At 64.0% G+C, this 20,262-nt stretch carries 23 protein-coding genes; 15 read left to right on the forward strand and 8 right to left on the reverse strand.

What is annotated here, in order from left to right:
* Positions 1 to 74 precede the first annotated feature (74 nt).
* From BVH03_RS25065 to BVH03_RS25130, 14 genes are all read left to right on the forward strand, one after another.
* On the forward strand, positions 75 to 368 hold the full coding sequence (locus BVH03_RS25065; protein ID WP_075963721.1) for an ogr/Delta-like zinc finger family protein: 294 nt from the start codon (positions 75 to 77) through the stop codon (positions 366 to 368).
* Complete coding sequence (locus BVH03_RS25070; RefSeq protein ID WP_075963722.1) at positions 365 to 637, forward strand: hypothetical protein; 273 nt, start codon at positions 365 to 367, stop codon at positions 635 to 637. Before BVH03_RS25065 ends, BVH03_RS25070 begins: the two co-directional genes overlap by 4 nt.
* Positions 638 to 693: 56 nt before the next feature.
* Positions 694 to 927, forward strand: a complete 234-nt coding sequence (locus BVH03_RS25075; RefSeq protein WP_075963723.1) for a hypothetical protein — start codon at positions 694 to 696, stop codon at positions 925 to 927.
* A gap of 11 nt (positions 928 to 938) precedes the next feature.
* Positions 939 to 1,169 (forward strand): hypothetical protein, encoded by a 231-nt coding sequence (locus BVH03_RS25080; RefSeq protein WP_075963724.1) that lies wholly within the window; start codon positions 939 to 941, stop codon positions 1,167 to 1,169.
* A gap of 5 nt (positions 1,170 to 1,174) precedes the next feature.
* Positions 1,175 to 3,985: a toprim domain-containing protein gene (locus tag BVH03_RS25085; RefSeq protein ID WP_075963760.1), complete on the forward strand. Its 2,811-nt coding sequence runs from the start codon at positions 1,175 to 1,177 to the stop codon at positions 3,983 to 3,985.
* 50 nt (positions 3,986 to 4,035) lie between these two features.
* Positions 4,036 to 4,857, forward strand: coding sequence for a hypothetical protein (locus BVH03_RS25090; RefSeq protein WP_075963725.1), 822 nt, complete (start codon positions 4,036 to 4,038; stop codon positions 4,855 to 4,857).
* 175 nt (positions 4,858 to 5,032) lie between these two features.
* A complete protein-coding gene (locus BVH03_RS25095) occupies positions 5,033 to 5,623 on the forward strand; it encodes a hypothetical protein (RefSeq protein ID WP_075963726.1) in 591 nt (196 codons plus the stop codon).
* Positions 5,620 to 5,979 carry a hypothetical protein gene (locus tag BVH03_RS25100; protein ID WP_075963727.1) on the forward strand — a complete coding sequence of 120 codons (360 nt, stop codon included), beginning with the start codon at positions 5,620 to 5,622 and terminating at the stop codon, positions 5,977 to 5,979. The genes BVH03_RS25095 and BVH03_RS25100 overlap by 4 nt, the downstream gene beginning before the upstream one ends.
* Positions 5,980 to 6,054: 75 nt before the next feature.
* Positions 6,055 to 6,309: a hypothetical protein gene (locus BVH03_RS25105; protein WP_075963728.1), complete on the forward strand. Its 255-nt coding sequence runs from the start codon at positions 6,055 to 6,057 to the stop codon at positions 6,307 to 6,309.
* Positions 6,299 to 7,369: a phosphoadenosine phosphosulfate reductase family protein gene (locus BVH03_RS25110; RefSeq protein ID WP_083640163.1), complete on the forward strand. Its 1,071-nt coding sequence runs from the start codon at positions 6,299 to 6,301 to the stop codon at positions 7,367 to 7,369. Before BVH03_RS25105 ends, BVH03_RS25110 begins: the two co-directional genes overlap by 11 nt.
* On the forward strand, positions 7,366 to 7,959 hold the full coding sequence (locus tag BVH03_RS25115; RefSeq protein ID WP_177344941.1) for a hypothetical protein: 594 nt from the start codon (positions 7,366 to 7,368) through the stop codon (positions 7,957 to 7,959). The genes BVH03_RS25110 and BVH03_RS25115 overlap by 4 nt, the downstream gene beginning before the upstream one ends.
* Positions 7,956 to 8,192: a hypothetical protein gene (locus tag BVH03_RS25120; RefSeq protein WP_075963729.1), complete on the forward strand. Its 237-nt coding sequence runs from the start codon at positions 7,956 to 7,958 to the stop codon at positions 8,190 to 8,192. Before BVH03_RS25115 ends, BVH03_RS25120 begins: the two co-directional genes overlap by 4 nt.
* On the forward strand, positions 8,185 to 8,385 hold the full coding sequence (locus BVH03_RS25125) for a hypothetical protein (RefSeq protein ID WP_256574815.1): 201 nt from the start codon (positions 8,185 to 8,187) through the stop codon (positions 8,383 to 8,385). The genes BVH03_RS25120 and BVH03_RS25125 overlap by 8 nt, the downstream gene beginning before the upstream one ends.
* Positions 8,378 to 8,584 (forward strand): AlpA family transcriptional regulator, encoded by a 207-nt coding sequence (locus BVH03_RS25130; RefSeq protein WP_075963730.1) that lies wholly within the window; start codon positions 8,378 to 8,380, stop codon positions 8,582 to 8,584. Before BVH03_RS25125 ends, BVH03_RS25130 begins: the two co-directional genes overlap by 8 nt.
* A 7-nt stretch (positions 8,585 to 8,591) precedes the next feature.
* On the opposite strand, the gene BVH03_RS25135 is transcribed toward BVH03_RS25130, so the two are convergent.
* The 4 genes from BVH03_RS25135 to BVH03_RS25150 form a co-directional block, all read right to left on the reverse strand.
* The gene (locus BVH03_RS25135) at positions 8,592 to 9,794 is read right to left on the reverse strand and encodes an integrase family protein (protein ID WP_075963731.1); all 1,203 of its coding nucleotides are present in this window, start codon (positions 9,792 to 9,794) and stop codon (positions 8,592 to 8,594) included.
* Between the two features lie 338 nt (positions 9,795 to 10,132).
* Positions 10,133 to 10,810, reverse strand: a complete 678-nt coding sequence (locus BVH03_RS25140) for a type 1 glutamine amidotransferase domain-containing protein (protein WP_075963732.1) — start codon at positions 10,808 to 10,810, stop codon at positions 10,133 to 10,135.
* A 72-nt stretch (positions 10,811 to 10,882) separates the two neighbouring features.
* Complete coding sequence (locus tag BVH03_RS25145) at positions 10,883 to 12,277, reverse strand: ATP-binding protein (RefSeq protein ID WP_075963733.1); 1,395 nt, start codon at positions 12,275 to 12,277, stop codon at positions 10,883 to 10,885.
* A 1-nt stretch (position 12,278) separates the two neighbouring features.
* Positions 12,279 to 13,043 carry a response regulator gene (locus BVH03_RS25150; RefSeq protein WP_083640164.1) on the reverse strand — a complete coding sequence of 255 codons (765 nt, stop codon included), beginning with the start codon at positions 13,041 to 13,043 and terminating at the stop codon, positions 12,279 to 12,281.
* Between the two features lie 103 nt (positions 13,044 to 13,146).
* Between BVH03_RS25150 and BVH03_RS25155 the strand changes: the two genes are divergently transcribed.
* Positions 13,147 to 15,450: a TonB-dependent siderophore receptor gene (locus BVH03_RS25155; RefSeq protein WP_143486069.1), complete on the forward strand. Its 2,304-nt coding sequence runs from the start codon at positions 13,147 to 13,149 to the stop codon at positions 15,448 to 15,450.
* 102 nt (positions 15,451 to 15,552) lie between these two features.
* Here the strand turns inward: BVH03_RS25155 and der are convergent, their stop codons facing one another.
* From der to hisS, 4 genes are all read right to left on the reverse strand, one after another.
* A complete protein-coding gene (gene der, locus BVH03_RS25160; protein ID WP_075963735.1) occupies positions 15,553 to 17,025 on the reverse strand; it encodes a ribosome biogenesis GTPase Der in 1,473 nt (490 codons plus the stop codon).
* 116 nt (positions 17,026 to 17,141) lie between these two features.
* Positions 17,142 to 18,293 (reverse strand): outer membrane protein assembly factor BamB, encoded by a 1,152-nt coding sequence (gene bamB / locus BVH03_RS25165; RefSeq protein WP_075963736.1) that lies wholly within the window; start codon positions 18,291 to 18,293, stop codon positions 17,142 to 17,144.
* A complete protein-coding gene (locus BVH03_RS25170; RefSeq protein WP_075963765.1) occupies positions 18,286 to 18,924 on the reverse strand; it encodes a tetratricopeptide repeat protein in 639 nt (212 codons plus the stop codon). The genes bamB and BVH03_RS25170 overlap by 8 nt, the downstream gene beginning before the upstream one ends.
* A gap of 33 nt (positions 18,925 to 18,957) precedes the next feature.
* Positions 18,958 to 20,247: a histidine--tRNA ligase gene (gene hisS, locus BVH03_RS25175; protein ID WP_075963737.1), complete on the reverse strand. Its 1,290-nt coding sequence runs from the start codon at positions 20,245 to 20,247 to the stop codon at positions 18,958 to 18,960.
* Positions 20,248 to 20,262 lie beyond the last annotated feature (15 nt).

Genomic DNA, 20,262 nt, shown 5'->3' on the forward strand with positions numbered 1-20,262 from the left:
AACCGATCCAGGCGCGGGATGCGTCGCCACTTAACCGGCCCAGCCGGTGCCGCGACTAGCGGCGGGGAGACAAGTTGAGCATTTACAAGCTGGTGTGCCCGGCTTGCGGCAATCCCGTGCGGATTCGCTCAAGCGAGGGCCAGAGCCCGCTGTTTCGCACCATGTACGGCCAGTGCACCTACGTGCCCTGCGGCTACAACATCGTGGGTTCCCTCAACTGGGATTACGGGCTCAACGCCTCGGGCATGGACAAACCGCGCATCACCCTGCCGCTGGCCCCCTCTGTGGTGAAGCGCCAGGCGCATAAAGATTGCCGCCTGAAAAAGGATCAGCTCGACCTGCTGGACGCACTGGAGGAAGCGGTATGACCACCGAACTGCCACCGATCGACGCCACCGACTACCGCACCCGCATGCAGGGCTGCGCCCGGGCCTTTCTCGAGCAGCACCAGGCCGAGCACCTGGCCGGCGATCCGCAGTTGTTCGAGCGTGCCTGCCAGCACCTGGTCCAGGCCCTGGACGTTCCCCTGTTCCTGGCGCCACGGCTGGCACAACTGGCCATGAGTGAGCTGCAGCCCTACCCGCGGATCTGGGTCGGCTGGGACCTGGCCAGCGGCCCCGACCGACAGCACCCCTAACCCCTGAATCCCCAGCCCACGCCGTGGGTTTGGGCAAGTTGCGCCTGGAGTACGCCATGCCAGCAGACATCGACATCCACATCGGACTGCCCAAGCCCATCGCCGAGGCCTGGTTGCAGAGCCTGCGCAGCGAGCTGCGCCAGGGCTTCGACCTGCATTGGTACGACGACCGCTACCGCCACGTGCCCGAGCCGCTGCGCAGCGCTCGCATCCTCGACGACCACCCGGCCCTGGCCGGGCACAAACGCACCATCGGCGCGCTACAAGCCGCGCTCACTGCCAACCGATAAGGCCCGCCACCATGCCGACTCCCCCCCTTCCCCTGCTCAAGGCCCTGGCCGCCACACCTGAGCGCTACATACTGGCCATGTTCCTGAAAGATCTGATAAGCGCGACCGGTGAGGCCCGCCACGATATCAAGCAGCGCCTCGGCGGCATCCTCTGCGCCTATCTGGAGCTGGATGTCATCACTGCCGACCAGTACAACGCACTGGCCGCCGAGCTGCACGCCTTCGTATGGGGCCAGGCATGAGCCAGATGCAGGAGTCCCTGCGCACCGAGGTGCTGCAACGCATCCAGCGCGACTATGCAGGCCTCAAGCCCATCAAGGGCTCCAAGTACATGCGCAAGGGCAAGTGCCCGGCCTGCGGCAAGCCCGAGCTGTACACCTTCACCGACTCGCCCTGGATGCTGATCTGCGGCCGCGGCAAGTGCGGTGCGCAGTACCACGTCAAAGACCTGTACGACGACCTGTTCAACGACTGGAGCGAGCGCGCGCCCGCCACCGAGCAGCAGCCCAACGCTACCGCCCGCGCCTACCTGGAATTCGCACGGGGCTTTCGCCTGGAACTGATCGAGGGTTGGTTCAGCCAGGAGCATTACTGGTCGCGTGAACTCGGCATTGGCAGCGCCACCGTGCGTTTCCCGCTCGCCAAAGGTGGTTACTGGGAGCGCCTGATCGACCGCCCCGAGCGCTTCGGCAAGCAGAAGGCGCGCTTCAAGCCCGGCGAAAGCTACAAGGGCGTGTGGTGGTGCCCGCCGTCGCTGAACCTGCTGGAGGTCAGCGAGTTGCTGATCGTCGAGGGCATTTTCGACGCCATCGGCCTGCTGCATCACGGCATCAACGCCGTTTCCATGATGTCCAGTGCGCCGTTCCCCGAGCAGTCACTGCGCGAGCTGAAACAGGCCTGCAGCGAAGCTGACCGCCCCCTGCCGACACTGGTCTGGGCACTGGACAACGAGCCCGTTGCCCGCAGCCTCACCCGCAAGTGGGTGACCATGGCCCGAGCCATGGGCTTCCGCTGCGAAGCGGCGCAGGTCCCGCAGAAGGGCAAGAAGGTCGATTGGAACGACCTGCATCAGCGCTGGGCGTTCATCGACGACGCCGAGCAACGCGCCGAGCGTGTAGCGACTGATCTGGACGAAGCCCGCTACCAAGGCGCGCTGCTGATCGCCGACAGCGCATCGGAAAAGGGCCTGCTGATCTACCAGCGCAACGAGTGGCGGGAATTTCACTTCGGCTACGACAGCCGGCTGTACTGGTGGGCGCTCGACCTGGACAAATACAACAAGGCCGTCCAGGCACTGGAAGAAGACGAAGGCAATACGCAGAGCAACAAGGAAGTCCGCGAGAAGGCACTGCGCTTGTCCGGCAGCGTGGTGGAAATCGCCAACTGCTACTTCGAGGCCCTGTATTTCCAGCGCAACGAGATCACCGACGAGTCCTGGTACTACCTGCGGGTCGACTTCCCCCACGGCGCGGATAGCGTGAAGAACACCTTCACCGCCACGCACATTGCTGCCGCCAGCGAGTTCAAGAAGCGCCTTCTCGGCATGGCCGCCGGGGCCATGTTCACCGGCACCGGCCAGCAGCTCGAAAAGATCATGAAGCAGCAGACCTACGGCATCAAAACCGTGGAGACCATCGATTTCGTGGGCTACAGCAAGGAGCACGGCTGCTACGTGTTCGGCGACGTTGCCGTCAAGGATGGCCAGGTGTACGAGGCCAACGCCGAGGACTATTTCGAGTTCGGCAAGCTGCGCATCAAGACCTTGCAGAAGGGCGTGGCCATCCGCCCCAGCCGCGACGCCAAGGCATACGACAGCGAATGGTTCGGCCTGCTGTGGACGTGCTTCGGGGCACAGGGCGTGGTGGCACTGACGTGGTTCTTCGGCTCGCTGTTCTGCGAGCAGATCCGCGCGCGCTGGCAGTCCTACCTGTTTCTCGAGGCCACAGGCGAGGCCGGCGCCGGCAAAACCACCTTGCTCAACCTGTTGTGGAAGTTGCTCGGCCGCGAGGGCTACGAGGGCTTCGACCCGATGAAGTCCACCAAGGCCGGCCGCTCCCGTCTCATGGCGCAGGTCGCCGGCATGCCTGTGGTCTACCTGGAAGCCGACCGCCACGGTGACGACAAGGCCCACGCCAAGACGTTCGAATGGGACGAACTGAAGGATTTCTACGGTGGCGGCACGCTGGCGACCAAGGGCGTGAAGACAGCCGGCAACGAGACCTACGAACCACCCTTTCGCGGCGCCATCGCCATCACCCAGAACGCCGCCGTGGTCGCCCACGAGGCCATCATGACCCGTATTGGCAAGCTGCACTTCCTGCGCCCCACTGTCACCCCGGAAAGCCGCGCCGCGGCAGACAGACTCAACGCCCTGGACGGCAGCATCCTCAGCCACTTCCTGTTGCTGGCCATCAAGGCCGAGGCCAGCGTGCTGGAGCAATTCGCCGACACCTTTCCGGGCCATGAGGCCCGCCTGCGCCGCCTGCATACCCACTGCTGGAGCTGCGGCGCCGCCTTCGAGGATGGCAACGACAACGCCGCCTGCCGCCACTGTGGCAACACCTTGCGCGGCTACATCCGCGTCGAGCGCATCAGCAAGAACCACGCCCAACTGCTCGCTTTGCTCGATTGCCTGCGCCAGGTGGTGCCGATCAGCGACACACAGCACAGCGCCACCCAGCGTCAGATCGTTGCCATGGCCCTGGAACGCCAGGGCTCGATCAGCGCCGACCATGCGGCCGTGGCCGAGTTCTGGGAAGTCTTCGACTACCTCGAGGGCCTGGACGGCGAAGGGCCAGTGGTGAACCACAGCAACAAGCCCGAAACCGGCGAAATCGCCATCAACCTCAACGAATTCTACGAACGCGCCAACGAGCACAAACAGAAGCTGCCCGATATCGGCCTGTTGCGTGACCTGCTCAAGGACAGCCGTTCGCGCAAGTTCGTCGACGCCAATCGCGCCGTCTGCAGTGCCGTACGAAAGCACCAGGCCAAGCGCGCCAACCTCACCGTCTTCAAGGCCCCCACCGTGAAGTGCTGGATTTTCCAGCAGCCCTAGCCGCCCAGGCGCTGCAACGCCCAGGCACACAACCCCAAAGGAGAAGCACCATGCAAAACCAACAAACCCCGAAATGGCTGGAGCTGTTCACCACCGCATTCGGCGCCAAGGGCCTCGTCGCCCTGGCCTGGTGGGCCGGCGCCTACCATGCCGAGCGCATCCGCAACCTGCAGGGCACTTACCCCATCTTGCAGATCCACGGCGATGCAGGCGGCGGTAAATCCACCCTGGTCAGCAACCTGTGGAAGCTGTCGGGCGTTGTCGAGCGCGACCACATCACACTGACCAATCACAGCTTCGGCGCCCTGATTGCCAGGCTGGCCATGGCCGTCAACGAGCCAGTGGTCATTGATGACGTCGGCAACGCCTCTGAGCCCCTGCAGTTCGACTGGGACGCGCTGAAACAGCTGTACACCGGCAACAGCGTGGTGCGCCGCGCAGTTGGCGAGCAAGTCCAGTTCAGGGGTGCCCTGGTCATCGTCGGCACCGCCCCCTGCACCTTCGAACAGCGCAGCGTCGCGGTACAGCTCAAGCGTCCCGAGCACAGCGGTGAGCGCAGCGCGGCCGTTCAAGCCCTGCACGCCCTGCAGATCAGCGACCTTGCCGAGTTCCTGACGGAGGTGCAGGAGCACAAGGACATGGCCGTGTTCTGCATGGGCAAGGCCGAGGCACTGGCCTTCGAGCTGGCCGACCAGGTGCACGCCGAGCTGCACATCCGCGACGCCCGCAACCACGCCCAGTTGATCGCCTTGCTCGACTTCCTCGACGCCCTGTTCAACGTCCCGGCCGAAGCCCTGGACGCCGCGAAGGCCACCGTACGCGAAATGGCCTGGCACACCGTCGGCCGCACCCGCGGCCCGGTCGAGGACTGAGCCATGAACGATGAAACCCCATCCAGCGTCATCGCCACCCTGATCGGCAGCGGCATCGCCCTGCTGCTGCTCGCCGCCGGCGCCAACGCCGCCCCGGACCTGCTGCTGGCACTCACCCACTGACCCAGCCGCCCAGGCGCTGCAACGCCTGGGCATCACCCGAAGGAGAAGCACCATGCAGTCATACCACTACAAATCGGCAGCTCCAGAGACGGTGGCCATCGTCGTCGATTACTACCAAGCGAAAGATCGCTTCCTCGGACAGTTGAACGACCTGGGCAAGCTGATCGGCGGCAAGGTTGCTCCGATGCATGACGTCGGCTCCAACTTCGCCGGCGGCGTGAAGCTCAGCGACTCCCGCGAGCTGGACGCACACTGGTGCCGCCCAGATGAATGGGGGTTCCGAGGTCTGCGCAGCGCGCCGAAGCTCCCGAAGGGCATCACCAAGGAAGAACGTGCAGCGATCCGCGCCGAGCACGAGCGCTTGCAACAGCTGTGGCAGGAACACTGCCCAGCCAGGCTGAGTAGCGCCGAATACTGGGATCGGCTCAGCATCAACACCGGCAACCTCTGGCTATGCGGCGGCATCATGTTCGAGCACCAGAACACCGCCTATTTCAACTTGGGCTTTTCGATCAGCCAGGCTGATCACGAAGCCGCGTTGGCTGCCGGTCAGCCAACCAGTGGCTGGATCGAAGGCGCCTCAGAAATCCTCCCCAGCGAGTACCAGACCGCCCGCCAGGCCAAGTTGGAGGCCCGCGCATGAGCCAGCCCCTCGAAAACCTCGAAGTGGCCATGGCCTTCGAAGACTGGGCCCTGCCCCGCGGCTACGACATGACCCAAGACGGTGGCCAATTCCAGAACCTGGAAACTCGCGCCGCCTGGCTCGGCTTCGAAGCCGCCCACGGCCCGGCTGGCTGCCGCCCCTACGGCCAGCAGCTGTACGCCCTGATCAAGCGCAAAAGCGAGTACGCCCACCAGAGCGACAAGCTGTTCCCGGTGCGCGTGGCTGCACCGCCCTACGACGACTACATCGTGCACGGCGGCATCGGCGGCGTGTACCGCCAGAAGGACGTGGATTTCTACGTGATCGACGACGGCAAGCAGTACCGCCTCAGCTGACACCGGCCAGGCCGGAAAAAAGACGGCGCCGGGGGCTGCAACCCCCGACGCCAACCACCCCAAAGGAGAAGCACCATGCAAGCACATCAACCCCAAGGCGGCGGCGCAGAGCCTACCACACCACAGGCCCGCACCAGGCCCCCACTCGCCGGCAGCCGCCTGGATATGCCCAGCATCTGCGACATCTGCGGCAAGGCCCGCTCCACCCGTAAACACGCCAAATGCAGCCGCATTCGACAGAAGATGAAGGACGCCCACTGGCAAACCTACATGGCCGAGCAAGTCGCCAAGAAACAGGCCCTTCAGGAGCGCCGCCGTTATGGTCGTTGATATTGGTCGTCACGTTGATCTGGCGAACGCAATTCGCTGGCCATTCCACCCCGCCAATGAACTACCCGGCCTGCAGCACAACATCGTCAGCGTGTCGGGTGGCAAGGACAGCACCGCCCTGCTGCTGCTCGCTCTAACCCAAGACGCGCCCAATCTGCGCGCCGTGTTTGCGGACACCGGCAACGAACACGAGCTGACGATTGAATATATCGACTACCTGGCGCAAGCCACAGGCGTGGCCATCGAGCACCGCCGCGCTGACTTCTCCCGGCAGATCGCCCGCAAGCGCGAATTCATCGCCACCAAATGGCGCGAGCAGGGAGTGGCAGAAACCATAGTGCTGGCCGCACTGGAAGTGCTGCAGCCGACAGGTGTGCCCTTCTTGGACCTCTGCCTATGGAAAGGCCGCTTTCCCAGCCGTAAGGCGCAGTTCTGCACCGAGGAGCTGAAGCGCAATGTCATCGTGGAGCAGGTCATGCTGCCGCTGATGGATGGCCCGAACATGATTATGAGCTGGCAGGGTGTGCGCGCCGACGAATCCGATGTTCGCCGCTACCTGCCCGAATGCGAAGCAGTAGGCGGTGGACTCTACAACTATCGCCCGCTGCTCAGATGGAACGTGGACAGCGTGTTCGAGGCACACCGCGCCATGGGCATCAAACCTAACCCGCTCTACACCATGGGGGCCAGCCGGGTAGGCTGCATGCCCTGCATCAACTGCCGGAAGGGTGAGCTACGAGAGATCGCTGCACGGTGGCCACACCATATTGACCGTATTGCCCGCTGGGAGGATCTGGTACGACAGGCCAGCAAGCGCGGCGGCGCAACGTTCTTCGCGGGCGCCAACGCTAAGCACCAACAAGGCTCGATCAAGGAAATGGATGTCGCGCAGATCGTCGCTCTGGCCAACATCCGCCAGGCAGTTGAGTGGTCACGTACCACCCGAGGTGGTATCCAGTATGACTTGATCGCAACCGATGGCGAAACCGACTCAAAGGCCTGCACCAGTGCATACGGCCTGTGCGACAGCGACTGGGTACCGATGGAGGCCGCTGTATGAGCCAGGTAGCAGTGTTATTCGCGCGCTCCGACAGCATCTACAAGACTTTCAGCGCGGCTGACGTGTGGGATGCGCAGCGCAACGCATTGAACTGGCCTGGAGGTGCGCCAATCGTTGCCCATCCACCATGCCGCGCGTGGGGGCGTCTCCGCACATTCGCTAAGCCCCGCCCAGGTGAAAAAGGGCTCGCCTTGTGGGCTGTCGACCAGATCCGCAGCTATGGTGGCGTGCTCGAACACCCTGCCAGCAGCTTGCTCTGGAAGGAAAAGCCCCTACCAGAACCTGGCGAGCAGGACAATTGGAACGGCTGGACGCTGGTCATTTCCCAATGGTGGTGGGGCCACCGCGCAGAGAAGCTGACACGCCTATACATCTGCGGCGCCGCGCCGTGCCAGCTTCCCCCTATACCTTATCGGATGGGCGAGGCAAGCCATGTAATTGCGCAGAGCAGCCTGAATCAGCATCTACGTCGCAGGCCCGAAGTCAGCAAAAAAGAGCGAGAGGCAACCCCCGTCGAGCTGGCGGCATGGCTTCTTGAGGTAGCCCGCATCTGTGGGAGCAACATTGCGGCAGGGAGTCGAACGTTATGAGCCTATACGTACTCACCGGCCACCGCTGCGGTAAATCGCTTTTGGCACTGCTGGTCTACGCCCACAACAACGGCTGGCAGGCCTGCCGCACGCGCGGTGGCCACGTCCGTTTTCAGAAGCCAGGGCGCCCGCCAGTGTTCACCAGCAGCACGCCGAGCGATTGGCGTGCCTACCGTAACGCCCTGGCCATGCTGGTCAGGGCCGACAAAGCCATAGAGGTGGCCCGTGGATGACCAGCGGCGGCACATGCACGAGTGCGAGGCACGCGACTGGCTGCGGCGTGGCTACTCGACGCCAGACCGTATCGAAGAACTCACCGAGCTGATCGCCAAGCGGCGGGGCGCTGGAGCTGCTGCCGAACTGGTGGCCGAAATGCGCCGCCAGTGGCAACATCGAAACGAATGGATGGGAGGCAACCGTGGGTAAGACCCTGGATCGTTTTCTGCGCGAGGCAGAAGTGCTCGAGGCAACGAGCCTGGCGCGCTCCACACTGTGGCGCGAAGTGAAGGCCGAGCGCTTCCCGCCCCCGGTCCCCATCACTGCGGGCCGAGTCGGCTGGCGTGCATCGGAGGTCGCCCACTGGCAGCAGAACCCGACGAAATGGAAACCCCAGGGGGCCGCGTAAGCGGCCCTCAGGCTTTCTGGGTAATGATGTTCTGCTGCAGCCACTTGGCCCAGACATTCAGGCCGGCTTTTTTCTCTTTGAAGTAGTCGTAGCGGTCGTAGTGTTTCGACCCTACATCATTGAAGGCACGCCCCTGGATGCGGTCGCGCAGGGACTTGTCCAGCCCGGCCGCGCCCATCAGGGTCGTGCAGGTGCGGCGAATGTCGCGCAGCGTGAACGGCCCATTGAACAGCTTGGCATGCCGCCCATACAACGCCGTCACGGCTCGCGAAAGGGACTGCGCCTGCAGCGCCTGGCCAGGCTTCTTGCCCTGGAACGGGTAAACGCTGGCTTCGCTGATCGCATCCATCTCGACCAGGCAATCCTTGGCAATCGCATTGAGCGGCACAACGTGCATGCTGCGCTCACCAACGCCGGCCTTGGCGTTGCGGATGATCATATGGTCACGCTGGTACAGGGTACGCTCGGAACGCAGCAACTGCTCGGGGCGCTGGCCACCAGTGGCGATCAGGAACTTGAGCAGTTCCGAGGTCGTGAGCGTCAATTGCTCGGGTAGCAGGTTCCAGAGGATCCCCAGTTCGGCTACAGACAGGTTTCGCTCCCCCGGGGCCTCCCAGTCGGACTGCACCGGGATCGATGCCACTGGATTGGACTGCAGCCCGAATTTCACTTTGTTGGCGTGGAAGTTTCGCGGGTTGAATTCCTCCTGCAGGGCGTGCTGGAAGGCAGCGTGCAGTCGCGAGCGCACGCGGTTGCAGGCGGTGGTGATGCCGCCAGCGATCATCTGGCTGATGATGTCGCGGATATCGGCCGGTGAAATCAACGCGGCGGGGCGCTTGCCAAGGTTCGGGAACGGCTCCAGCACGTAATGCTTGAAAGACCAGTTGACGTGCTCTGCCGTGGCGGCGCCCTCGGCCTTGAGCTTGGCGACGTAGGTGTCCAACAGATCGTTGAAGGTGCCGGGCTCGATCAGCACCTCCTTCTGCTCGCGAGACCTATCCCGGGCCTCGGTCAGGCTCAGGGCCGGCCAGTTGCCAAGCTTCTGCTTGATCTTCCGGTCACCCTGCCGGCGCTGGTAATAGAACTCTTTCGTGCCATTGGGGCGCACGCGCAGCAGCAGCACGCCCTCCCCTCTCGCCGTGCGGCCATCGCTGACCGTGTATTCCTTGGCTTCGGGCTTGAGCGCCCTGATCTGCTTTTCGGTGAGCACTGGCTGTCCATCCTGGGGGCCGTTTCTGGGGGCCGTTCGCCCGAATCAAGGTGAGACGTCCCGAGACAACCCCGGATCAGCCACACCGCGAAAAGCCGCGATTCTACTGGCTTTCACGGCCAATGGGGTACTACCTGGCACCTGCTGAGAAACCACCGTCTTGAGCTTCCCAAGCTCATGACGAGGGTTCGATTCCCTTAGCCCGCTCCAGATCGAAATACAAAAGCCCCGTCATCACTGACGGGGCTTTTTCGTTTTTGAGGATTTGTCGCGGTAACAGGGCACCCGTTATGCATCTGAAGTGCTGCAGAAGCCCTACTCCGATCACTTCGCTGCAGCTACTTGAGCTTCGCCAGCAGCGCTTCGGCAGCGGCTTCCGAGCTGGCCGGGTTCTGGCCGGTGACCAGCTTGCCGTCTTCGATCACGAAGGACGCCCAGTCCTCGCCCTTTTCATACTTGCCTCCGAGTTTCTGGAACTCGTCTTCGATCAGGAACGGCACAACATCGGTGAGTTGCACGCCAGCTTCTTCGCTGTTGCTGAAACCGGTGACCCGACGCCCCTTGATCAAAGGGCTGCCGTCAGCAGCATTGACGTGGCGCAGCGCACCCGGCGCGTGACAGACGAAGCCGATAGGCTTGCCGGCGCGCTCGAAGGCTTCGATCAGGGCGATCGATTCGCGCGATTCGGCCAGGTCCCACAGCGGGCCATGGCCGCCGGGGTAGAACACGGTGTCGTAATCCAGTTGCTTGACCGAATTCAGCTTCACGGTGTTGGCCAGCTGACGCTGCGCCTCGGTGTCGGCCTTGAAGCGGCGGGTGGCGTCGGTCTGTGCGTCGGGCGCGTCGCTTTTCGGGTCCAGCGGCGGCTGGCCACCGGCTGGCGAGGCGAGCACGACATTGGCGCCGGCATCCTTGAACACGTAGTAAGGCGCCGCGAACTCTTCGAGCCAGAAGCCGGTTTTCGCACCGGTGTTGCCGAGCTGATCATGGGAGGTCAGCACCATCAGAACATTCATCATGAACTCCTTGCATGTGGCGATAGGGTTCTGAGTTAGTGCCCGAAAACCACGCGGAGTGCCCGAAGCTTTTCATTCCCGGCAGGCTGGCAGCCACAGATCGGCCGCCAGGCCGCCACCGGCGCGATTCTCCAGCAGCAGCGTGCCACCGTGAGCCAGGGCAATCCGCCGGGCGATGCTCAGGCCGAGCCCATAGCCGCCCGAGCGGGCGTTGCGTGAGGCCTCCGCCCGCACGAAGGGCTCGAAGATGCTGGGCAGCAAGGACGCCTCGATTCCCGGGCCGCGATCCTCGATACGAATGGCAACGCCCTGCTCCCGCTCGACCAGTATCACCTCTACCCCGCGGGCGTAGCGCAGGGCATTTTCCAGCAGGTTCTGCAGACACCGCTGCAGCAGAATCGAATTGCCGCGTATCGGTGCAACGTCGCCCGAAATAGGCAATGGTTCATCGACAGTTGCCAGTTCGCCACACACTTGCGTGACCAGTTGCTCGATATCAACGGGCTCAGCCACCCCAGGCTCGGCGGCGCGCTGGAAGTCGAGCACCTGGGCGATCATGGCATCCATCTGAGCGATGTTGTGCTTCAGGCGCTCACGCTGCTCGTCATCGCTCAGGCGTTCGATACGCAGGCGCATGCGCGTCAAGGGCGTGCGCAGGTCGTGGGATACGGCGGCGAGAAAATGCGCCTGGTCGCGCATCATGGCGATCAGCCGCTGCTGCATGACGTTGAAGGTATGCGCCGCCTCGCGCACTTCCAGCGGCCCGTTCAGCGGCAGCGGCGGCTGCTCCAGGTTGTCGCCCAGGCCGCGAGCGGCTTCGCTGAGCCGCTGCAGCGGGCGCAGACACAGACGCACCGCCAGCCAGCAGATGCCCAATACCGCCAGAATGCGCAGCACGTAGATACGCAGTATGTAATCGGCGATCAGCGCCCAGGCCGATTCACCGCTCCAGCCCTGCTGTTCATGGCCATCCACCTCCAGCCAGCGACCATCGGCCTGGGCGACGGCAAAACGGATATGAGCCTGGGCGGTGTCCAGGCCGAACAGGCTGCGCCAGACGATGGGCTCGCCGTGCGTGTCGGTCAGCCGGGCCTCGAGCAAGCGGATCCGCTGCTCGCGCCCCAGTTCGTGGCGCAACGCCTGGTGCAACAGCAACTCGATACGCCGCAGACCACGCCGGTCGGTCGCGTCGACGTGCGGCTCGCTGGCGAGGCAGTTCAGCTGGTAGCCGGCAGGCGCCGAAAGCGGGCCGCCAACACTGCAGCCCCTTTCGATCATCCCCGCCGTACGGCTGGCAGCGAGACGTACCGGCGCCTCCAGCACCTGGGCGAAGCGCACGTCGAACCAGATGCTGCTCGACAGCAGCTGAATGGCTACCACGCCGCAGACCATGATCAGCAACAGTTGGGCGAACAGGGTCTGTGGCCACAGCCGCTTGAGCCAGGTGGCTGCGGGAAACGCGGACATTTCAGGTCACTGCATCGTTGGCAGTGATGCTGAACAGGTAGCCCTCGTTGCGGATGGTGAGGATCTGCACGCGCTCGTCATCTGCCTTGAAGCACTGGCGCAGACGGCTGACGCACATGTCCACCGATCGGTCGTCCGGCAGATGGGGTCGGGAGAACGCACAGCGGGTCAGGTGATCGCGGCTCAGCACGCGGTTGCGGGCGCCGAGCAGCTCGCTCAACACCCGGTAATCGGAGCGTGGCAACAACATTGCCGTGCCGCCGGGCTGAGTCAGGGTGCGCTTGACGGGGTCGAGGCGGTAGCCGGCGAACACCATCGGCGTGTCGCCCTGGCTTGCAGTCTCCACACGGGCTGGCACGGCGCGGCGCAATACCGCCTTGGCCCGTGCCAGCAGCTCGCGGGGCTCGAAGGGTTTGCCCAGGTAATCATCGGCGCCCACCTCCAGGCCAACGACGCGATCCAACGCCGAGCCACGGGCCGAGAGCATGATCACCGCCGGGCCATCCGCCGCCTGCACGCGACGGCACAGACTTAGGCCGTCCTCGCCAGGCAGCATGAGGTCGAGTATCAGCAGTTGCACGCTGTGCTGTTCGAGCAGCGACCACATCTGTCGGCCATCGGCGGCTGCCAATACGCGGTAACCGGAGTCGCTAAGGTATTCGCAGAGCAGCTCGAGAATCTCGTCATCGTCGTCCACCACCAGCACGGTCTGCGCCGCCGCCTCCATGCCCTGCGCCCTTGGGGCCTGCCCCTCATTACGTTCCATTACACGCCCGTACAAACCAAGAAATTACGCAGCCAGCGCAGTACTAGAATCGTAACAAAAATCTCATGCATATGAGAATTAATGCCAACCACCACGAGCCATCATGAACGTCACGCCCCTACCCCGTACTTCGCAAACCCGCATTCCCTCGCAACGCACATTGCTGGCCGCCACCATCAGCCTGGGCGGCCTGCTGCTCAGCCCGCTCGGTCACGCGGAGGTGGAAGCCCCCGCTGGCGCCCTGGAGCTGGGCGCGATGAGCATCGAAGACAGCGCCATCGACGATGCCACCGAACAACTCGGCTACACAGTGCGCGGTACCACCAGCTCGACCGGCATGGTACTGACGCCCCGGCAGACGCCGCAGAGCGTGACCACCATCACCCGTCAGCAGATGACCGACCGCGGCATAAGCAACGTCGAACAGGCGCTGGACGTCACGCCGGGCGTCACCGCCAGCAAGTACGAGGTGGGCGGCCGCACCGACTTCCGCGCACGTGGCTACAAGATCACCAACTGGAAGGTCGATGGCCTGCAGTACTTCGGTGACTCGGGTTTCAGCGGTGCCGGCAACTCGCTGAACATGGACATGTACGAACGCATCGATATCGTCCGCGGCGCCAATGGCCTGCTCGGCGGTACCGGCGACCCGTCGGCGACCGTCAACCTGATCCGCAAAAGCCCCGGCAAGGAATTCGGCGGCAGTGCCTACCTGACCTATGGCAGCTGGGACAGGACGCGCCTGGGTGCCGACCTCAACCTGCCGCTCAGCGAAGATGGCCGCCTGCGCTCGCGCTTCGTGATCACCCAGGAGGACGCCAACTCGTTCCGTGATCACCAGTCCGAACGTGCCCGTGCCGCCCTGGCAAATTTCGAGTTCGACCTCACCGACGACACCACCCTGGGCGCCGGCTATCAGTACGAATATACCAAGACCGTAGGCGGTGGCTGGGGCGCTAACATCCCGATCTGGTACGCCGATGGCAGCAAGACCGACTGGTCGCGCAGCACCAACCTCGTGCCGAGCTGGAGCCACGGCGAGAACCAGACGCGCACCTCCTTCGCCTCGCTCAGCCACCGCTTCAACGAGGACTGGACGCTGGACGTGAAGGCCGCGCAGAGCGTCACCGAAGCGCTCAATCACTACGGTTTGGGCAAGGTCAACCAGTTCAGCCGCGGGCTCTATACCGGCTACCCGGAGCAGGACGGCAGCGGCATGGTGCTCAACGGGCTGCACAGTTCCAGCGACACCACCCAGCAATCCGCCCAATTCGACCTGAGCGGCGCGTTCGAGCTGTTCGGCCGCAGCCACCAGGCCATGTTTGGCTACAGCGACAGCCGCACCGTGGGCTGGACGCCGCAATACAGCTGCATCATGTCCAGTGCCACGCGCCAGAGCGCACCGGCTTTGGGTTGCCAGTTCCGCAGCAACAACGGACTGCCGATCACCGACTGGCATAACGGCGTCGACGACGACCTGTACATGACGGCCAGCAAGACCGGCCGCCATGGCAAGAGCGTTACCCGCCTGCAGGGCATGTACGCCGCCACTCGCCTGAGCATCACCGATCCGCTGTCGGTCATTCTCGGCGTGCGGGCCAGCGACTATCACACTAAGAACGCCACTGCCGCAGGCGTCAAGACCAGCCAGAGCGAATCGGGCATCGTCACCCCCTACGTGGGCGCGGTGTACGACCTCAACGACACTTACTCGCTGTACGCCAGCTACACCGACCTGTTCACCCCGCAAAGCGAGGAAACCACCAGCGGCAGCCGCGTCGAGCCCATCGTCGGGCAGAGCTACGAGACCGGCATCAAGGGCGAGTGGCTGGACGGCCGCCTGAACGCCCAGCTCGCCTACTTCCGCACCAAGCAGGACAACAAGGCGGTTACCGATGGTGCCAACCAGACGCCGTCCCAGGCCCAGGCCTACGTCGCTGGCAGTGGCACGGAAACCGATGGCATCGACATCGAGGTGGCCGGCGCGCTCACCGACAACTGGAACGTCTACGGCGGCTATACCTACCTGCACTTCCGCCGCCTGGACAGCGATGGCCGCAGTGACCCGTCGCACCTGTTCAAGGCCTCGACCACCTACCGCCTGAGCGGCATGCTGGATCGCGTGACCCTGGGCACCGGCGTCAGCGCGCAAAGCAACATTCGCGCGCTCTCCAGCCCCGCCGGCATCCCTAGCACCGGGCAGAGCCGCAGCGCCACCAACGTGAACTGGTCCGGCTACGCGATCTGGAACGCCATGGCCAAGTACGACATAAACGACGACACCGACGTGACCCTGAACGTCAACAACCTGTTCGACAAGACCTACTACACCCGCTACGGCTTCTACGCCGGCGCCATCTACGGTGACCCGCGCAGCATGTCGGTAACCCTGCGCACGCAGTTCTAGCGCAGCGACGAAAGCGGCCGGCCGCCGCTTTCCGGCAATCGAAACGAAACAGGGGTAGCTCCTTTCGGTAGCTACCCCTGTTTCGTTCAGGCAATGGCTCGGTCAGCGCTTGTCCTTGCGCTTCTTCTCGGCCTTCTTGTGGTGACTCATCAGGCGCCGCTTCTTGTTCACCTGGCGGTCGGTCAGGGTGTTCTTGTTGCCCTCGTAAGGGTTCTCGCCCCCTTTGTACTCGATACGGATCGGCGTACCGACCAGCTTGAGCACGCGACGATAGGTGTTTTCCAGGTAACGGGAGTAGGCACGCGGAACGGCGTCGACCTGGTTGCCGTGGATCACGATCAGCGGCGGATTGGCGCCACCCAGGTGGGCGTAACGCAGCTTGATGCGGCGACCGTTGACCAGCGGCGGCTGGTGCTCCTGCACCGCATCCTCGAGGATCTGCGTCAGGCGGCTGGTCGGCCAGCGAGTGATCGCCGACTTGAACGAGGCCTGCACCGACTTGTACAGATGGCCAACGCCAGTGCCGTGCAAGGCGGAGATGAAGTGGATATCGGCGAAGTCGACGAAGAACAGCCGGCGCTGCAGCTCGGTCTTCACGTAGTCGCGCTCGCTGGGCTCCATGCCGTCCCATTTGTTGAGCGCGATGACCAGGGCACGGCCACTCTCGAGCACGAAGCCGAGCAGGTTGAGGTCGTGGTCGACCACCCCTTCGCGGGCATCCATGACGAACACCACCACGTTGGAGTCCTGGATGGCCTGCAGCGTCTTGACCACCGAGAACTTTTCCACCGCCTCGAAGATCTTGCCGCGGCGACGCACGCCGGCGGTGTCGATCAGCGTGTACTTCTCGTCGTCACGCTCGAAGGGGATGTAGATGCTGTCGCGGGTGGTGCCGGCCTGATCGTAGACGATGACCCGGTCCTCACCGAGCATGCGGTTGACCAGGGTCGACTTGCCGACGTTGGGGCGGCCGATGATGGCCAGCTTGATGCCGTCCTTCTCGCTCGGGCCGGGAATGCGCTTGGCTTCCTCGCCCTCGGCGACCTCTTCGGCCTCCTCGCCTTCTTCCGGCTCGCCGGCATCCTTGGGGAAGCTGCCCAGAGCGGCTTCGAGCATCTGGGTGATACCGCGGCCATGGGCACCGGCGATCGGCAGGGCTTCGCCCATGCCCAGCGGCGAGAACTCGGCGCGGGCCAGGTCGGGGTCGAGGTTGTCGACCTTGTTGACCACCAGGAAGCTGCGCTTGTTGCGCTTGCGCAGGTGCTCGCCAATCATCTGGTCGGAGGCGGACAACCCGGCGCGGGCGTCGACCAGGAACAGCACGGCATCGGCTTCTTCAATGGCCTGCAGGGACTGCTCGGCCATCTTGGCGTCGATGCCTTCCTCGTCACCGGAGATACCACCGGTGTCGATCACGATATAGGTGCGCCCCTGCCACTTGGCCTCGCCGTACTGGCGGTCGCGGGTCAGGCCCGAAAGGTCCCCGACGATCGCGTCGCGGGTGCGGGTCAGGCGGTTGAACAAGGTGGATTTGCCGACGTTCGGCCGGCCCACCAGGGCAATTACGGGAACCATTCGGCTCTCCACTTCGTTATTTCAAAAAATACAAAAGCCGCTGCACAGGCAGCGGCCGCAAATCTCGCACTATCTGCTCCGCTCGCCCGGTACTCCCGGACGAACGGAGCCGGGGCTCACTTGATGGTCAGGGCCACCAGTTTGCCGCCGTTGCCAAAGGCATACAGCCAGTCGCCGACCACCAGCGGACGCGCACGCAGGCCGTCGCTGTCGATGCGGGTACGGCCGACGAAGCGGCCGTCGACCTGGCTGATCAGGTGCAGGTAGCCTTCCAGATCGCCGAACGCGACGTAGCTGGAGAACACCGCAGGCGCCGACAACTGGCGACGCGCCAGGGCATCGTTGGTCCACAGTGCCGACGCCGAACGCTCGTCGATGCTTTCCACGGTACCGCTGGCCAGGGTCACATACACGTTACCGAAGCCCTGCGCCACGCCCATGGAGCTGGACGCCTCGCGCTGCCAGATCACCCGGCCGCTCTGCAGGTCCAGCGCCGCGACGCGGCCCTGGTAGGTGACCACGTACAGCTGGCCACCGGAGAGCAGCAGGCCGCCGTCGATATCCACGATGCGGTCGAGTTCGGAACGCCCCTGGGGAATGGCCACGCGCTGTTCCCAGACCGGGATGCCGCGCTGTGCGTCGAGGGCGATGACCTTGCCGCTGGACAGGCCGGCGATGGCCAACTGGTTGGTCAGCAGCGGGCTGCCGGTACCACGCAGCGTCAGCACGGCCGGAGTGTTCTCGAAGATCCAGCGTTGCTGACCGCTGTAGGCGTCCAGTGCGACGAGGGTGTCGTCCTGGGTCTGCACCAGCACGGTGTCGCTGCTGATGGCCGGGGCGGAGAGCACTTCGCTCGGTACGCGGGCGCGCCACTTCTCTTCACCACTGGACGAATCCAGGGCGATCACTTCACCCTTCAGGGTGCCGACCACGACCATGCCATAGCCAGCCGCCACGGCGCCGGACACCGGAACGTCGAGTTCCTTCTTCCAGGCCACCTTGCCAGTGGTGCGGTCCATGGCGACGACCAGGCCTTCGACGTCGGCGGCGAAGATCTGCTCGCCATCGACCACCGGTTCGAGCATGTTGTAGATGTCGCCCTGACCTTTACCGATCGAACGGCTCCACTCCTGCTGCAGTTTCACTTCCTCGGTGAACTTGGGAAGCTCGGCAGGCGGCAGTTCTTTCTTGCTGTTGCTGCTGCAACCCACGGCCAGGACGGCCAGGGCCAGCAGTGCGGCATTCTTCCAACGCATCACGTCATGCATCCCCTTTGGCCAGATCGTCGATCTTCATCTGCAGACCACCGACGGCAGCTTCTTCAGCCAGCGCGCCCTTGGCTTTCACATAGGCGGCATGGGCGTCGTCGGTACGGCCCAGCTTCACCAGCAGGTCGCCCTTGAGTTCTTCACGGCTGGCCAGAAACGCCTGGTCGGTGTCGCCGTCGAGCAGTTTGAGCGCATCGTCGGCCTTGTCCTGGGCAGCCAGCACGCGAGCCAGACGCTGACGAGCGAGCTCGCCCAGGGTCTCATTGGCGGGCTTGTCGGCCACGCTGCGCAGCTCGGTCGCTGCATCGTCCAGCTTGCCGGACTCGACCGCGACCTTGGCCACGAACAGGCTGCCGTACTGGGCGTACTGAGTGCCGCCGAAGTCTTTCTTCAACTGCCCGGCGAGCGAAGCTACCTTGGCGGCGTCCGGCTGACCGCTCGGGGTCATGGCCGACTCCAGCAGTTGCTGATAGATAATCGACGCGCCCTGCGCCTGGTTGGTCTGATACTTCTGCCAACCCTGCCAGCCGAATACCGCGATCAGCGCCAGGGCGCCGCCCGCCAGCAGTGGCTTGCCGTTACGATCCCACCAGTCTTTCAGGCCGGCCAGTTCATCATCATCGCTGTTCAACGCCACCCCAATACTCCTTAATCGCTAAATCGCTCATGCCTGCTGGGTGCAGGATGCCAGATGGTCGGCAAGATCCGACCAGGCAATGCTTTGTTGTTCGCTGTCGTCGCGCAAAGGTTTGCAACCTACCACGCGCTTGGCCAGTTCGTCCTCACCGAGAATCAGAGCATACAGGGCTCCGCTCTTGTCGGCCTTCTTGAACTGGCTCTTGAAGCTGCCAGCGCCGGCATTGACCAGTAGGCGCAGCCCCGGAACCTGGTTACGTACTCCTTCAGCCAGTGCCAGTGCAGCCAACTCGGCCGCTTCGCCGAAGGCGCAGATGAAGGCATCGGCCGGGCGGCTCAATTCGGCGGGCACGCACTGCAGGGTTTCGAGCAGCAGGACCAGGCGCTCGACGCCCATGGCGAAGCCCACGCCCGGGGTCGGCTTGCCGCCGAATTGGGTGATCAGGCCGTCGTAACGGCCGCCGGCGCACACGGTGCCTTGGGAACCGAGTTTGTCGGTCACCCACTCGAATACGGTGCGGCCGTAGTAATCCAAGCCGCGCACCAGCTTCGGGTTGATCTCGTATTTGATGCCGACGGCATCCAGACGCGCCTTGAGGCCGTCGAAGTGCACGCGGGACTCGTCGTCCAGATAGTCGTGCAGCGTCGGCGCATCGGCGAGCAGCGCCTGGGTCTGGGCATTCTTGCTATCGAGGATGCGCAGCGGGTTGGTGGTCAGGCGGCGCTGGCTGTCTTCGTCGAGCTGATCGAAGCGCTCGCGCAGATAGGCCACCAGGGCGTCTCGATACACGCCGCGGGCTTCACTGGAGCCCAGGCTGTTGAGCTGCAGGGTCACCGCGTCGGCCAGGCCGAGCTGCTTCCACAGGCGCCAGGTCAGGGTGATCAGCTCGGCGTCGATGTCCGGGCCGGGCAAGTTGAACACTTCCACACCGATCTGGTGGAACTGGCGATAACGGCCCTTCTGCGGCTTCTCGTAGCGGAACATCGGGCCCGCGTACCACAGCTTCTGCACCTGACCGCCACCGGTCAGGCCGTGCTCGAGCACGGCGCGCACGCAGCCGGCGGTGCCTTCGGGGCGCAGGGTCAGGGATTCGTTGTTGCGGTCGAGAAAGGTGTACATCTCCTTGTCGACCACATCGGTGCCCTCGCCGATGCCACGGGCGAACAGGTCGGTGAACTCGAGGATCGGCAGGCGGATTTCCTGATAACCATAGCTATCCAGCAAGGTCGCCAGGGTGCTTTCCAGATAGCGCCAGGCCGGGGTCTGCTGCGGCAGGATGTCGTTCATGCCACGAATGGCTTGCAGGGACTTGCTCACTTGTTTTCCTTAAGC

The sequence above is a fragment of the Pseudomonas sp. PA15(2017) genome (assembly GCF_001945395.1).
Classification (GTDB): domain Bacteria; phylum Pseudomonadota; class Gammaproteobacteria; order Pseudomonadales; family Pseudomonadaceae; genus Aquipseudomonas.

Excerpts from the sequence above, each read along its gene's own strand:
- BVH03_RS25070 (WP_075963722.1), top strand. The coding sequence starts at position 365 with ATGACCACCGAACTGCCACCGATCGACGCCACCGACTACCGCACCCGC.
- BVH03_RS25075 (WP_075963723.1), top strand. The coding sequence starts at position 694 with ATGCCAGCAGACATCGACATCCACATCGGACTGCCCAAGCCCATCGCC.
- BVH03_RS25080 (WP_075963724.1), top strand. The coding sequence starts at position 939 with ATGCCGACTCCCCCCCTTCCCCTGCTCAAGGCCCTGGCCGCCACACCT.
- BVH03_RS25085 (WP_075963760.1), top strand. The coding sequence starts at position 1,175 with ATGCAGGAGTCCCTGCGCACCGAGGTGCTGCAACGCATCCAGCGCGAC.
- BVH03_RS25090 (WP_075963725.1), top strand. The coding sequence starts at position 4,036 with ATGCAAAACCAACAAACCCCGAAATGGCTGGAGCTGTTCACCACCGCA.
- BVH03_RS25095 (WP_075963726.1), top strand. The coding sequence starts at position 5,033 with ATGCAGTCATACCACTACAAATCGGCAGCTCCAGAGACGGTGGCCATC.
- BVH03_RS25100 (WP_075963727.1), top strand. The coding sequence starts at position 5,620 with ATGAGCCAGCCCCTCGAAAACCTCGAAGTGGCCATGGCCTTCGAAGAC.
- BVH03_RS25105 (WP_075963728.1), top strand. The coding sequence starts at position 6,055 with ATGCAAGCACATCAACCCCAAGGCGGCGGCGCAGAGCCTACCACACCA.
- BVH03_RS25110 (WP_083640163.1), top strand. The coding sequence starts at position 6,299 with ATGGTCGTTGATATTGGTCGTCACGTTGATCTGGCGAACGCAATTCGC.
- BVH03_RS25115 (WP_177344941.1), top strand. The coding sequence starts at position 7,366 with ATGAGCCAGGTAGCAGTGTTATTCGCGCGCTCCGACAGCATCTACAAG.
- BVH03_RS25120 (WP_075963729.1), top strand. The coding sequence starts at position 7,956 with ATGAGCCTATACGTACTCACCGGCCACCGCTGCGGTAAATCGCTTTTG.
- BVH03_RS25140 (WP_075963732.1), bottom strand. The coding sequence starts at position 10,810 with ATGAATGTTCTGATGGTGCTGACCTCCCATGATCAGCTCGGCAACACC.
- BVH03_RS25145 (WP_075963733.1), bottom strand. The coding sequence starts at position 12,277 with ATGTCCGCGTTTCCCGCAGCCACCTGGCTCAAGCGGCTGTGGCCACAG.
- BVH03_RS25150 (WP_083640164.1), bottom strand. The coding sequence starts at position 13,043 with ATGGAACGTAATGAGGGGCAGGCCCCAAGGGCGCAGGGCATGGAGGCG.
- BVH03_RS25155 (WP_143486069.1), top strand. The coding sequence starts at position 13,147 with ATGAACGTCACGCCCCTACCCCGTACTTCGCAAACCCGCATTCCCTCG.
- der (WP_075963735.1), bottom strand. The coding sequence starts at position 17,025 with ATGGTTCCCGTAATTGCCCTGGTGGGCCGGCCGAACGTCGGCAAATCC.
- bamB (WP_075963736.1), bottom strand. The coding sequence starts at position 18,293 with ATGCATGACGTGATGCGTTGGAAGAATGCCGCACTGCTGGCCCTGGCC.